We start from the raw sequence: 14,940 nt of genomic DNA, 5'->3' as shown, positions 1-14,940 counted from the left end.
TCAGAAATAGATTTGACTAACAAAAATAATTCTTGCTCCCTGCTTCTTACCGAGGTCAAGCTTCGTTTCCTGGGGCATCACCTACCTTGGAGCCTCTTTTACCAACATTTAACTATCACCCCCTTTGATAGAAAATTATAGTAGGTAAGCGCATACATTTCACTTCACGAATTAAAGGTTTTATCTAGATTTTTACATATAAGAAAAACGTCTATCGACGTACATTCAAAGTAGACAGACCGCGTTTAGCGGTAGTTTTTCTTGCGATATCAGGATGCCAATGCCCCGAAGTTTATACTTTCTGATATCTTAAGAAAAACGTCTATCGACGTACATTCAAAGTAGACAGACCGCGTTTAGCGGAAGTTTTTCTTGCGATATCAGGATGCCAATGCCCCGAAGTTTATACTTTCTGATATCTTAAAAAAACGACCCCAATTGGAGTCGTTAGGTTGCAATTTAGCCTTTGCTTAAGCTCCGGTGTTCGCTTTAACCAGCACCTCGGCGTATTTCGCCTCATCTTTCTCGCGGGACAGGAAGGTGCCGACAAACGCAGCAAGAAAGCCGAGCGGGATGGAAATAATTCCCGGGTTCGTCATCGGGAAAAGAGCCGTTCCGGTCAGAATCGCCTTGCCCGGCTCCGGATCCCAGACGTTTGGACTTAGCGCCACAAGGATAATCGTGCTGAACAAACCAACCAGCATGCCGGATATCGCCCCCGTGCGGTTAAATCTTCGCCAGAACACGGTGAACAGGATAATCGGCAGATTAGCGCTTGCCGCAACGGCAAAAGCCAGCGAGACGAGGAAAGCCACGTTCATTTTCTGAGCAAAAAGAGCCAGCAGAATCGAGATGATCGATACGCCAATCGAGGCCCAGCGAGCCATCCGCAGCTGCTCGCCTTCGGACGCTTTGCCGCGGCGGACGATCTGTCCGTAGAAGTCGTGTGCAAAAGCCGACGCTGCGGACAGAACAAGGCCGGTGACCACAGCCAGGATCGTCGCAAACGCGACCGCCGAGATAAAAGCGAACAGGAAGTCGCCGCCAAGCGCCCTAGCCAGCAGCGGAGCGGCCATATTGCCGGCTTTGTCGACGGCGGTGATCTCCTCGGTGCCAACGAACGCAGCGGCCCCGAAGCCAAGGAAGATCGTCATCACGTAGAAGATCCCAATGATCCAAGTCGCGTAAACCACGGAGCTGCGAGCCGTACGGGCGTCCTTCACCGTAAAGAACCGGATCAAAATATGCGGCAGCCCCGCCGTCCCCAGCACCAATGCCAGGTTAAGCGATATCGTCTCCAGCGGCACGTTATATTTGTTGCCCGGATTTAAGTACTTTTCCATGAGTGGCGTTGCGGTCTTCATCTGCTCAAACATGCCGGTCAGGCTAAAATCAAACTTGGCGAAGACCATCAGCGAGATCACGAAGGTGCCGCCCATCAGCAAAATCGCTTTGGTGATCTGCACCCAGCTTGTGGCATGCATCCCGCCAAACACAACGTAGATGGTCATAAGCACCCCAACGATCAGCACCGAAGTGACGTAATCGAGTCCCAGCAGGAGCTTGATCAGCGCCCCGGCTCCAACAAGCTGCGCAATCATATAGAAGATCGAGATCACAATCGTATTCAGCGCCGCAAAGCCGCGGACTTCCTTGTTCGCAAAGCGGGACGCAATCATGTCAGCAACGGTATACTTGCCCAGATTCCGCAGCGGTTCCGCAACCAGGTACAACACGACAAGATAAGCAACGAGAAACCCGATGCTGTAAAAGAATCCGTCGAACCCAACCAAGGCGATCGACCCGGCAATACCGAGAAATGACGCGGCCGACATATAGTCACCGGCGATGGCGGTTCCATTTTGCCAGCCCTTCAGCCCGCCGCCTGCGGTGTAGAATTCACTGGTGTTGTTCGTTTTTTTCGCGGCAAAATAGGTAATGACCAACGTCAACAGCACAATCGCGCAAAATAAAGTAAATGCCATGATCGTTACGCCCCCATTTCCCGCCGAATTTCATCCGCCAACCGGTCGAACCTTCGCGCAACACGCGAGTACAGGATGCACAGCGCCCACGTCATGATAAACTGAGCGAACGCGAACAGCCATGCCCAGGAAATCGGGCCAATCGCCGGCTGATTCAATACCTCCGAATACGAGGTCATGATCGGGAGCGCGAAGTAAAACAGCAGGAAAAAGACAGTCGACGGAATAATGAACCGTTTCTTGCGGGAGATCAGCGTCTTGAACTTGGCGGAATGCCACACCTCGGTATAGCTCTTCCCTTTCGCCGCTTTTGCGGCCTTCGCACCTTTTGCAACTTTCGCAGCCATCCTTCACCCTCCAAATCTCTAAATTTGTAAGTCACCCAATATATGTAAGCGATTCAAATTCATTTTATGCAAGGTTAGGCTTGCGAAATGTTTAATTTTTAACTTTTTGGTAGATTCATATGCGGATAAAAAAAGACACCCGAAATCCGCTCAGGTGCCTTTGTGGGCTCTTTTTTCTTAACGGGATCAGAACCAGCGCCCCAACGATGATGCCCATCCCCAAAATGGCTGCGGTCCAATACAATCCGCCAAACCCGGTCTGAGCGGCCATCTTCGTGATCTCGGCCACGCTGTCGGCCAATACCTGCGCCTAATCCGGCTGCGAGCGCCAGCGGCGTAAAATCGCTCAAAACTGTGATGAGCGCTTTGCCATTGCCATCCCTCCATCATTCATATCTACTTCCAGGTCCCCGGGTTAGAAATTTTTGAGCGCATTTTCGGCAATTCGTCTTAGCAGGCTCGACACGAGCTTCACTTCCTCCTCAGCAAACCCTTCAAGCAGTTTGGTTTCTGTTTGATGTATATGTTCAAAGATCTGATCCACCAATAGTTTCGCCTTTTCCGTCAGCAAAATAATCCGCGCTCGCGAATCCTCTGGATCTTCAGATCGTACGATAAATTGTTTCTGTTCCAGCCGTTTAATCAATCCGCTCACCGTTGGGTTTGTTAAATTGAGAGCAACCTCAATATCCCGCTGGCGGATTTTTCGATCCGCGTGATGAGCCAGAAATAAGATCAAGTTGGCTTGACTATGCGTTAATCCAACTTCCTTCAGGTGAAGATCTCCGATTTTGCTAGCCTGATTCTCGATGATCTTCAAAGAAGATATCAGGATTGGTTTTCTGCTTTCATGCTGCATCCCTTCACCACCTTTTACAGAGCATGCTATCTAAATATATAGCAAGCTTTGTAAATAAGTCAAAATCGGGTAGGAGGCTACCCATTAATTGGGCAGCCGACCTCCCACACCACCGTACGTACCGTTCGGTATACGGCGGTTCCATTAGGAATGCGCAGTAACTTGTCGATAATAATCAGAAAAGAAAAGGAATCCGAGGTTCTTCAGCCTATTGTTACCGAGGGACTTCGAGAGGATTGGGCTATTGGAGATTCTCCAATAGCCCTTTCTTGTGTTTGCGTATTCCCACGCCTTCTGTTCATGAATTCCGAGCGATATAAGCCTTTCGAGTTTCGTCCTCACTCGTTTCCATTGCTTCCAGAAGACCATTCGGATACGCCTTCTCATCCATTTATCAGTGGTTTGGAGTAGTTGTTTCATGTCAGCAAGCTTGAAATAATTTACCCATCCCATGATGTAACGCCTAAGCTTCAGCGCCCGGTCGGTGTTGCCCATTCCGTTGCTTCTCGACGTTAGCTCTTTCACTTTAGCTTTCATCTTGGATACGGATTTGGGATGGATTCTGACCCGCGTTTCCCCTTTGCTCTGGTAGAATGAGAAGCCAAGAAATTTAACTTTTGTCGCATCGTCCACGATCGTTTTCTCCCGGTTTACCTTGAGAAACAACTTCTTCTCGATGTAAGGGAGAATTTTCGTCAGGGTACGCTCCGCACTCCTCCTGCTCCGGCAGAATATGAGCATATCGTCTGCGTATCCCACGAATCGATGTCCTCTTGCTTCCAGTTCCTTGTCCAATTCATTCAGCATGATATTGCTGAGAATCGGACTTAGGTTCCCTCCCTGCGGTACGCCGATTTCCGTGTCCTCAAACTTATGCTTCACGACGACTCCCGCCCGGAGATACTTATGGATGAGCGAGATCACTCGTCCGTCTTTGATCGTTCTTGAAAGCACTTCGATGAGCTTGCTTTGGTTGACGGTGTCAAAGTATTTCTCCAAGTCCATATCCACCACGTAACGATATCCCTCTTGCACGTATTGTTGGCTTCGTTTCATCGCGTGGTGTGCGCTCCGTTTGGGTCGGAATCCGTAGCTGTTGTCTGAAAACTGCCTCTCATAAATTGGCGTAAGCACTTGGGCGATTGCCTGCTGGATGACTCGGTCAACCACTGTTGGAATGCCAAGGTTTCTCTTCTTTCCGTTCTCTTTGGGAATCTCTACCCTTCGAACGGGATTCGGGCGGTACTTGCCGCCCAAGATCAGTTGCTTGATGGTCTCGCCATTGTCTCTGAGATATTGTAGAAGTTCATCTACTCCCATCCCGTCGATTCCGTGCGATCCCTTGTTCGCTTTGACTCTCTTGAATGCTTCGTTCAAGTTGTCCCTGCTAACGATTTTCTCAAGCAACCGGTCCTTCGACTCGGTTGCGTTGGTGTCGTCGGTTTCGGTTATCCTCGCAGGACTGTGCACTCCCGCATATCCTTCGTGTTCCGCACTATTCTTTTGCAGAGAGTCTTCCGTTGGAAGTTGGCTGCCCTTGGCTCCTGTTTCGGTAACTTTCATTGACTTCACCTCCTAAGGTTCAGCCCTTCCCTCGAACCGTCGACTGTTCGCAGTACTATGGCGTCTGCTGACTTCTCATGATAAATCTTGTTTCAACCGTGATTCGAAGTGCATCTCCTCACGTCCATGAGACCTCCCACGGTAAGACGATTCACTTTCCTTCCATATACCCACATCATTTACATTGGTACGTCCGTGTAGTTAATTGGACTTCGTCTTGTTTAGCAGACTCATCCCGTATCCTATGCCTGATGATGTTCGTGTTCCTTGGGCCGGAAGTTTGCCTCCAGCTTCCTTTGGATTCCACCTCGCGGTGGACACCCTTGCTCTTGGCTAGTGGTTGGTAACTACAAACCCCCACAGTGGACTTTCACCACCTAGTTAATCGCCATGCGTGGCACACCAAAAAAAAGGGACGCGATAGACCGCGCCCCTTGCTTAAACTTCCTAAAACTTGATCACTCCGGTGGTATGCAACAGCACAAGCACGACGAGTACCGGCGCGATATACCGAACCATAAACAGCCATAACCGGAACCAACCGGACTTGAGCCCGGCAGCTTCCGCGGCATTTTTCCAAAAGTACCCTACAAAGAGGGTCGTAATCAAGCCGCCCACCGGCAGCAAAATATTCGAGGTAATGAAATCAAGCCAGTCGAAGAAGTTCTTCCCGCCCATGTCCATCAAAGCAGGTACGACGCCAAAGGACAAGACGGAGGGCAGCCCGACCAACAGAACGAGGACGCTGATGATCGTCACGGACATTCCGCGGCCCCAGCCCCAACGGTCCATCACGTAGGTAACCGGCACTTCCAGCAGCGATACCGCAGAGGTCAATGCTGCAATCGCCAGCAGGATGAAGAACAACCCGCCGAAGAAGGCGCCAAACGGCATAGCCGAGAACGCAGCCGGCAGCGCGATGAAGACCAAGGACGGCCCGGCGTTGGACTCTAAGCCAAAAGAAGCGGTCGTCGGGAAAATGATCAACCCCGCAATAAACGCATAGACCAAGTCCCCTGCCCCGATCGCCAGCGTGGCCGTGCCAAGGGATTGACGCTTATCTACGTAAGCCCCGTAGGTGAGCAAAATCCCCATCCCCAGCGATAACGAGAAGAAGGCATGTCCCAGCGCAACCAAAGCCGCCTCCGGACTCAACTTCGAGAAATCCGGTTGAAGGAAGAAGGAGACGCCCTCCCCAGCTCCCGGTAAGGTTAATGCCCGAATCATCAAAATGATCAGAAGAACAACAAGACCCGGAATCAGCACTTTATTGAACTTTTCAATGCCGCCGGAGATCCCTTTCCCTACCACAATGGCGGTAACCAGCACAGACACCGCTTGCCATACGAGCGGCATCAGGCCTTGGGTGAACGAGCCGAATTGCCCGCTATAGTCGGAATTGACATATAGACTTCCGCTGAAGGACTGAACAGCATAATGAAGCGTCCAGCCGGCAACGATGACATAGAAGCTCAGGATGAGAAATGGAGCGATGACTTGCAGCAGCCCGAGACGGCCAAACACTTTAGGACCGCCGGCTTTAACAAAGGAGGTAGACGCACTTCCGCGTCCTGCCCGCCCAATGGCCAGCTCCGCCAACAGCAGAGGCAAGCCAATCAAGATCAAACAGATAATAAAGAGAAGGAAGAAGGCAGCCCCTCCGTGTTCGCCCGTAATATACGGGAATTTCCACATATTTCCGAGACCTACGGAACTGCCAATCGCAGCCAAGATAAAACCGGCAGAAGAGAAACGCTCATTCCGCCCTTGGCCTAGCTGAGTTTGTGTTGTTTTCATGACGACCCCCAAATCTTATTATATTTCTCTATTATAATGAAAAAGGATGCAGTGAGGGATATGAAATTTTTACTTTATTTCATGATTTTCTCGCGGTATTGTCCCGGCGTAATCTGTTCAAACCTTTTAAATAGCCGGATAAAATAGGAAGGTTGTAACCCAACCTGCTCTGCAATCTCATTCACTTTCATATCCGAGTCGCTGAGCAGTTCCTTCGCCTTATCGATCCGGAGGGCCGTTAAATAATCGATGAAATTCATGCCGGTCACCTGTTTGAACAAGCGGCTAAGCGTATATGGCGTTGTATTAAAATGATGCGCGCACGCTTCGAGCGAAATCCCTTCTGCGAACTGATCCTTCAGCATTACCGTCACCTGTTCGATGAGCGGCTTCGCTCGGGCCGTCTGATCCTCGCTTAACTTCTGCGCATACGGGAGGATGATTTTTTGTTGAAAAAAACGCACGATCTGCTCCGGCTCCCGAATTTGATTTAATTGCTCAAACGGGTTGTCACCTTCGTATAACTGGTGAGGCTGGTAGCCGGTCTCCAATAACGTATGCATGATGCTTCCCAGCACCTGCATCACGCCTTCCTTCAGCAGCTTCTCTTTGCCCGAATGCAGGACCAGCTCCGAGATAAATGCCTCGATCAGCTGCATCGCCTGCTCGCATTGCCCCATCCGCAACGCTTGAAGCAGTTCCTTCTCCAAAGCAAAGGGATAATGAACCTCTTGTGGCGTATAGGGCAGAATCTCCTCTAAATCAAGCACCTGGCATTGTTCCTTTAGATCCCGATAAAGAATCGCGTTCTGGAGAAACGGCAGCATTTCCGGAATATCCTTGATCTCGTTGGTTAACCGGCCAATGCAAATCGTCGTTTGCATCTTAAGCAGCGAACTGATTGTACGGACTAAATCCTCCGCCAAGCTGAACAGCTCTTCCTTGACATGCGGTTTTCTTGTTTCGGACGGAAAAGAGAGCAGGATCCCCACGGTGAGGTCATGGAAATGGATAATTTCCGCCTGAATGCCCCGGCTTCGCACCATTTCCTGTGCGATGTTGGCCGCGGCGAAGGAGACCAGATATTCATCGTTCTCCATAAAACGGTTGTCTGCTTTGGACACCCCCGTGACCCGCGCCAGCATAAGCCCAAACCACTGCGATTCCGATGACCATCCAAAGGTCTCTAACCTTGCACGGATTTCCGGCTCCTTCAGCGAGTAAACATGCCCCTGCACCAGCTGCATCATAAAAGCGGCCCTCAGCGAGGGATACGCTTGCTTCAGCTTCGTCTCCAAGGCTTTACGTTCTTCGCTCAAATGGTTCCACTGGTTGGCGATATAGTCCAATTCATCTCCTACCTCAGACCCGGGGTCCGGCTTCTGCGTTTTGACCAGGCGAACCAACCGGCGGATTGGACGGTAGAGCCGATGCGAAGCCATCCAGGAGAACAGACAAGCCACGATCAGCCCGACGCCTCCCATCCCCAAAATAATTCGGGAGATAATCACGATCGGCGCGGTGAGTTGCGACAGCTGCATCGTGGTGACGTATCTCCAAGGTTCGCCTAAGCGGGAATATTCCCCGTAAGAGATCAAATAGGATTTATCTTTCCATTCAAATAGATAAGAGCCGGTCTTCTCCTTCCTCAGCATGACGCTCTCCTGCACGGCAAGCTCCAGCTCCGCATTCTTCCGGTTCAGGGACGACGGGGAGACCAGCAGCGAGCCATCCTTCCCCATCAAAAAGGAAGCGCCCTCATTATCAACCGACATGCCTTCCACCATTTGCACCAGCTTCGACTGATCCAAATAAAAAATCAGCGCGCCGTATGGCTTGCCGATACTCGGCAGCTTATGGACGAGAGCCACATAAGGGCCTGCCCCTTTTCCGTTTACCTTCGTTAAGTCGAACTGCCAAAACTCCGCTCTGCCTTGCTGCAGCAACCCGTGAAATTGCTTCTGTTGCCGGACATCGGTCACTGGGACGATCCCTTCAATATCCGATACGATCACCGGCTTCTGCCGGTCTAAATACAAATAGACTTGGTCAATTAAAGGATAGGCTCCTTTCATGACCCCCAAAAAACGATAAAGGTTATGCGTCACGTTATATTCGTCAATTAAATCAATCTCTCCGAGCCTTCCGTCCAGACGACTGTCCAAGGACCACTGCGTCGCAGCCAGCTCCAGTTGGGCTAAATTTTCGTTCATTCGATCAATTGTCTTCACCAATAAAGCGTCATGATGACGCGTGATTTCATTTTCCATATAGGCACGGCCAGCGATGTAGAACGTAATCCCTATAATCACGGTGGGCAGGCTGGTGACACATAACACCAAAAATAAGCTTCTTCGAAAAAAATGGCTCTTCTTCATAAATCCCCGCCTTTCCGTAGTTTCCATTGGTACTCCCTATCTTACTATAGATGGAAACGAGGAAAATCCCCCGAAAACCATATTTTTGGTCTCGGGGGCTGGGTCATTATTCACTTTTTGCACGTTTCTGATAGGCTTCGTTCATCTCTTCGGTAATTTTGAGCAAATCCGGATCCGCCTTCAATTTCTCCACGTATTCATCCCAAGCGCTGATCGGTTCTTTCCCCATCATCACCTTGGTTTTCATATCTTGAATTTTCTTGCGCAGCTCCGTCCCTACTAAGGTGCTGGTCTCCGAATACAGTCCGATCGCCGGATCCCCAATGCTGATTTTCGCTTTCTCGTCGATAATTTTCTTGTTCCGTTCCAGGACATCAAGCGGCATTCCTGTACGATAAGCCCGGAGGTAGGGATCATATTTCAGAAAAATTTGACCCAGCGCCTGCTGAGCGACAATATCCTTCTGGGCTTGCGGCGTCGCTAATTTGATGCCGTTCTCCTCGGTATAGTGCACATCCTTGAAGCCGAAGTTGGCCAAGTCGCTTCCTTCCTGGCTTGCCCCATAATCCATCAGCTTCAGCAGCTGCTTCATTTTGTCTTCGGGAACGGTTTTGGGAATCGCAAACATCCCGAAAAATCCGCTGTCTTTATTGGAATACCCGTTCAGCGAAACCAAGGGCAGGAAGTCGGCTTCAGGAATCGTTTTACGCAGCTCTTCCGTAGGCTCCCAAGCCGCCTCCACCGTATCCTGGAACCCGCCGCCGCGATTCGATTTGAGCAAGTCCTTGGACTGCGTATTTTTTAATACGGCAAAATCCTCCGGAATCAGCTTTTCCGTATAAGCCCGATTCAGCCAAACCAGACTCTCTCTGACTTCAGGCAACAGGTTGACGTTCACCAGCTTGCCGTCGATCAACTTCCACTCGCCGTTCACTTGGGTGAAGCTGTTCTGAAGCTGACCGAAATTGGCCATCCCGTTTTGATCCACAAACCCGATATACCCGATCGTATCCTTCTTCCCATTTCCGTCCGGGTCTTGCTCAACGAACGCTTTAAGCACTTCATAGAGCTCGTCGGTCGTGGTTGGAACGTCCAGCTTCAGCTTATCCAGCCAGTCCTTACGCAGGTAAGTGAACCCTCCGCCATCGGTAGGGCGCGGACGCGGGATGCCGTAGTTTTTACCGTCAGCCTGCTTCGTGTTTTCCCAGGATTCTTTGGGGTACTGCATTAAGTTCGGGTAGTCCTGAAGATACGGGGTCAGATCCCAGAAGGCACCTTGCGCCACCATCCCCCGCACTTGCGCATTAAACGGGTCATCCAGCAGGATGAGATCCGGAATATCGCCGGAAGCCAAGGTGACATTCACTTTATCCCCATAGTTATTGGGAGAGACCCAGGTGATATTCAACTTGGTATTGGTCCGCTTCTCGAATTCTTTGACGACCACATTATCCGGTCCCGGAGGCTCCGGCGTGTAATACATGGTCATAATGCTTACCTCCAGCGGCTTGGTCGAGCCCTCCGAACCGCTGGATCCCGACTTCGTGCCAGCTGAACAAGCGGATAGCAACAGACTCACGAGCAAGGTGACACTCAACAAGACGAAACTCTTTTTTTGCATGACGCATTGACCTCCCTATTCGAATAAATAGATAAGACTATTCCTTGACCGAACCCACCATGGCCCCTTTGGCAAAATGCTTCTGCAAAAAGGGATACACGAGTAGAATCGGAACGGTCGCGATCACTACGGCCGCCATTTTCAGCGTCTCCGGCGGAATTCGCTGCTCGGACATCATTTCCGCCGCAACGGAACCCCCGGCAGCGGTTGAAGCATCGATGAGCATATTTTGCAGCAACACTTGGAGAGGCTGCTTGGAGAACTCGTTGATATAAAGAAGCGCCGTAAAGAAGGTGTTCCAATAAGCCACGGCGTAAAACAACCCAAATGCCGCCAGCGAAGGCAGCGACAAGGGAAGAATGACGCGATACCACACGCTGACATCATTGCAGCCGTCAATTCGGGCCGCCTCCTCCAGACTGGTTGGGATACTGTCAAAAAATCCTTTCATCAGGAGGACGTACCACCCATTGGTCAGCACCGGGAGAATCAGGGACCAAATGCTATTGATCAGGTGCAGGTCACGGACCAGCAAATAAGGCGGGATGATGCCAGGATTAAACAACGTGGTCAGTAAGATCAGCAGCATGATGACTTTCCGCCCCAGCAAGCGCTTACGAGAAATCGCATAGGCCAAGCAAGAGGTAATTAACAAGCTAAGCGCCGTGCCAACCAGCGCCAGAAAGACGCTGTTGCCGGTAGCGTTTAAGAATGCATTGGTGGACATTAAGTATTTATAAGAATCCAGGCTCCACTGTTTGGGAAACAGTTGAAGTTCGCTGGAACGGTACGCGGACGGTTCCGTAAACGAAACGACAAACACGTAGTATAACGGAAAAAACGTAATCAGGCTGATGATGCCGAGCAGGATGGCATTAACGGCTTGAAACATCCGATCACGGCTGCGATAACTCATCCGGTTAGTACACCCCTTCCTCGCCAAACTTCTTAGCCAGCTTGTTCGTCCCAATGACGAGAATCAATCCCACCATCGACTTAAATAAACCAACGGCCGTACTGTAACTAAATTGTCCCTGCTTCACGCCTAGACGATACACATACGTATCGAAGACGTCGGCCACCTCTGAGACGGCCCCGTTCATCATGAGGAACACTTGCTCGAAGCCGACATCCATAATGTGACCCATGCGCAGAATCAGCAAAATCACAATGACCGAGCGGATGCCGGGCAGCGTAACATTCCACATTTGGCGGAACTGGCCCGCCCCATCGATTTTGGCCGCCTCGTAGAGCTGCGGATCTATGCTGGCCATCGCTGCTAAGAAGATAATCGTTCCCCACCCGGCATCCTTCCAGATGGATTGGGCGGTGAGCATGGCCCAGAAATAATTTTTACTGGTGAGAAAATCGATTTTCTCAAAGCCCAAACTCACCAACATTTGATTAACCGCTCCATCTCCCGTTGAGAACAAAATGAAGGTAATCCCTACAATAATGACCCAAGATAAGAAATGCGGCAGATAAACGATGGATTGTACAATTTTCTTATAAGCCTGCTGCCTCACTTCGTTGAGCATCAAGGAGAGTAGAATGGGCAGCGGAAAAAAGAAGATGAGCGACAACGTGTTAATTGCGAGCGTATTTCGAAACAACATAAAGAAATCAGGATTGGAGAAAAACCGCCGGAAATGCTCCAGTCCCACCCAAGGACTGGCCAACACCCCCTGATAAGGCGAATAGTTCTGAAATGAGATGATGATTCCCCACATCGGAACGTATTTGAAGATCAGAAAGTACAGCAGGCCCGGTAGTGCCAACACATAAAGGAATTTATCCCGGATCAGGATTTTCCCAATTTGTCGCAGCCGGTGACTGCGGGCCCTGGTTACAGGCGTTGTCCGTTTTGTAATCGGTTCCAAGGAGGAAGCCATGTTTCCCTCTCCTTTCCCTTTGATGTTCGATGTAATCACTCTAAGATGCCCGTCAATTTCCAGCAATCGCTTATTTTTGCAGGCGGGTAGAATGAAGGAAATTCAGGATTGGCAGTACATTTCCTGGAATTGATTATTCTTGCAGGGCGGTTGATAAAAAAAAGACGCTGAAATGATCAGCGTCTCTCCTGCTTAAACCTGTTTAAGCAGATGCTTATTTCTTAGCGGTATACTTGTGTATAGCCGGTGCGATTGGGGTGGCGATCGCTATGATGCACCTTCTGCTCGCTCCAACAAGCCCATTTGGAGACAGGTGGTCGTTGATAAGGCTTTTTCCCCGGTCTCAAACCGGATATGAACCCGTTCCCCGTTCACTTGAACGATCATGCCTTTTCCGAAAGCCCGATGGACAATGGATTCCCCTTCCCTTAGCTCGGCCAGATTTCGGATGGCGTTGGGGTTGTCCTGCGATAGAGCGGGCATGGGTGGCGAAGCCACGGATGAAGCCGCGGACGCTTGGGATGGAAGTTGGATGTACCTGACGGATGCCACGAACCTCGACTCCGTCACCTCTACCCCATCCCGTTTCTTGTAAGTCAGAAGCTCCAGATGCTTCTTCGCCCGGGTCATCCCCACATAAAACAGCCGGGTCGCCTCCTCCATCATTTCCGCGTTCTCCTTATCCGCCTTAGACGGGATGATCCCCTCAACAAGATCGATCATATACACTCGCTCGAACTCCAGGCCCTTGGAGCTGTGCATTGTCGAGAAGGTGACGGCATTTTGCCCTCGCTTGGACCTTGCCGTTCGCAAGGCAGACTCCAGGTATTTTAATCTGGCGGCAAACTCCTCCATGGTATGTAGCCCCGCCGCAATTTCCTCCAGCGTGTTCAGGATGCCGATCAGATATTCCATGCGGAACCCCTTCCACTCGCAAATCTTCTCAAGGGCTTTCTCATAGCCCAAGCGATCGCGGATCACGTGAATGGCATGCAGCGGCGGCATCCCCTTCATTTCCTGAAACGTTTCCTTGCACATCTGCAGCTGCTTCACTTGATAATCCTTCAACGGCACCCGATTCAGCAGATTATCAAAGACCGATTCGTCATTCTGGATCTTGAGCAGCGCCGCCATCTGCTCCTTGCTGATATAACCATTAAATTTCAGATGGATTTTCTCCAGAATATCGGGACGTTTATCCGTGAACGTCATCCGCATGAAATTCAGGATATCCTCGACAACCCAATGGGAAAAGAACCGGTTATCCGCATCCTTCATATAAAAAGGAATGCCCGCACGATCAAATTCGTTCATTAAAGCGATGGATGAGGAATTATTCCGATAAAGGATCGCCACCTCGGCAAGGTTCTCGATCTGCTGAATCTCTTTCGCCAGATATTTGGCCTGATCGCCGTAATCGTCCAAGCAGCGAATCTCAATTGGCTTATGCGGGGGATTCTCGGTGAACATCTTTTTCGGGTATCGGTCCTGATTGCGCTGGATAAACGTGTTGGCGACGTCCACGATATCCGGGGAAGAGCGGTAATTTTGCTCCATAAACAAAATCGCCGCCTCCGGATAGACTTGCTTGAAGTTCAGCAAATACGCAGGATCCGCCCCTCGCCAGCTGTACAAGCTCTGATCATCGTCGGCAACGACGCATAAGTTACGATGCTTATGCACCAGCTTCTCGATAATCGCATGCTGCACCCTGGACGTATCCTGGCTCTCATCTGTGAGGACATAATCATAACGCCCCTGATACCTGCGAAGCACCCCTTCATTCTCCGCCAGAATCCGTTCGCAAACCACCAGCATGTCGTCATAATCAAGCAGCAGCGACCGGGTGCCAGACTGCTTAAAGAGCTCGTACTCCCGCAAGATCCGTTCGGCATGGGGCACCTCTACTTTGACCTTAGACCATTGCTCGGAGGGGATCATTTTATTTTTGATAAAGCTAATATAGGTCGTCAGCTCATCTAACTGGTCATCCGTAATATTCTCTCCGGCTATCGCTTTAAAGAGATTCCGCAATATGATCTTCTTGTGTAGCGGGAGTTGCTCCGAACCGCTGGTTTCTTGCTGGGCCGCGTCGATATCGCCTTCGATGATCTGGAACGGCGTCTGGGTCGCACGGAAATGCTCTCGCACCACCTCGTAAGCCAGGCTATGAATCGTGGAGAAATCAACAGGCGTCAGCTCTGGGAAAAAGGCTTTAAACCGCTCCTTCATATCGTTCGCCGAAGCGCGGCTAAACGTTACCGCCTTGATCCTTCTGGGAGGAACCCCCTTCTCCTCGATCAGATACCCGATCCGCATAATGATCGTTGTGGTCTTCCCCGATCCCGGTGAAGCTAACAAAAGCAAGGGTCCCTCTGTTTGAAGGACCGCTTGCTTCTGGATTTCATTTAATTCAACACCTAATTCTTCGTTCTTGCGAAGGAAGAAGGAATTTGCTTTGTTCATGATGACTGCCCTTTCGAATGTTCCGATTGCAT

General features: G+C 50.4%; 11 protein-coding genes. All 11 read right to left on the bottom strand.

What is annotated here, in order from left to right; translation table 11 throughout:
* Positions 1-470: 470 nt before the first annotated feature.
* The 11 genes from NSQ80_RS04310 to NSQ80_RS04260 all read right to left on the bottom strand — a co-directional run bounded on the left by NSQ80_RS04310 (position 471) and on the right by NSQ80_RS04260 (position 14,908).
* Complete coding sequence (locus tag NSQ80_RS04310) at positions 471-1,985, bottom strand: cation acetate symporter (RefSeq protein WP_339301508.1); 1,515 nt, start codon at positions 1,983-1,985, stop codon at positions 471-473.
* 5 nt (positions 1,986-1,990) lie between these two features.
* On the bottom strand, positions 1,991-2,332 hold the full coding sequence (locus tag NSQ80_RS04305; protein ID WP_009224569.1) for a DUF485 domain-containing protein: 342 nt from the start codon (positions 2,330-2,332) through the stop codon (positions 1,991-1,993).
* 115 nt (positions 2,333-2,447) lie between these two features.
* Positions 2,448-2,633, bottom strand: coding sequence for a hypothetical protein (locus NSQ80_RS04300; RefSeq protein ID WP_339301506.1), 186 nt, complete (start codon positions 2,631-2,633; stop codon positions 2,448-2,450).
* 114 nt (positions 2,634-2,747) lie between these two features.
* A complete protein-coding gene (locus NSQ80_RS04295) occupies positions 2,748-3,191 on the bottom strand; it encodes a MarR family transcriptional regulator (protein ID WP_009224567.1) in 444 nt (147 codons plus the stop codon).
* Between the two features lie 144 nt (positions 3,192-3,335).
* Positions 3,336-4,754, bottom strand: a complete 1,419-nt coding sequence (gene ltrA, locus NSQ80_RS04290) for a group II intron reverse transcriptase/maturase (protein WP_339301504.1) — start codon at positions 4,752-4,754, stop codon at positions 3,336-3,338.
* A gap of 447 nt (positions 4,755-5,201) precedes the next feature.
* A complete protein-coding gene (locus NSQ80_RS04285; RefSeq protein WP_323079269.1) occupies positions 5,202-6,551 on the bottom strand; it encodes a sodium-dependent transporter in 1,350 nt (449 codons plus the stop codon).
* A 74-nt stretch (positions 6,552-6,625) separates the two neighbouring features.
* Positions 6,626-8,929 carry a helix-turn-helix domain-containing protein gene (locus NSQ80_RS04280; protein WP_339301501.1) on the bottom strand — a complete coding sequence of 768 codons (2,304 nt, stop codon included), beginning with the start codon at positions 8,927-8,929 and terminating at the stop codon, positions 6,626-6,628.
* Between the two features lie 106 nt (positions 8,930-9,035).
* A complete protein-coding gene (locus tag NSQ80_RS04275; RefSeq protein WP_260069724.1) occupies positions 9,036-10,550 on the bottom strand; it encodes an extracellular solute-binding protein in 1,515 nt (504 codons plus the stop codon).
* A 37-nt stretch (positions 10,551-10,587) separates the two neighbouring features.
* Complete coding sequence (locus NSQ80_RS04270; protein ID WP_036644887.1) at positions 10,588-11,466, bottom strand: carbohydrate ABC transporter permease; 879 nt, start codon at positions 11,464-11,466, stop codon at positions 10,588-10,590.
* Positions 11,467-11,470: 4 nt separating this feature from the next.
* Positions 11,471-12,442, bottom strand: coding sequence for a sugar ABC transporter permease (locus NSQ80_RS04265; protein ID WP_323079272.1), 972 nt, complete (start codon positions 12,440-12,442; stop codon positions 11,471-11,473).
* Between the two features lie 267 nt (positions 12,443-12,709).
* Positions 12,710-14,908 carry an ATP-dependent helicase gene (locus NSQ80_RS04260; protein ID WP_339301499.1) on the bottom strand — a complete coding sequence of 733 codons (2,199 nt, stop codon included), beginning with the start codon at positions 14,906-14,908 and terminating at the stop codon, positions 12,710-12,712.
* Between the last annotated feature and the right edge of the window lie 32 nt (positions 14,909-14,940).

The organism is Paenibacillus sp. FSL K6-2441 (assembly GCF_037964765.1).
GTDB lineage: Bacteria > Bacillota > Bacilli > Paenibacillales > Paenibacillaceae > Fontibacillus > Fontibacillus phoenicis.
Note: the sequence above shows the minus strand (reverse complement) of the source record. Positions and strands in the feature narration are given on the sequence as shown.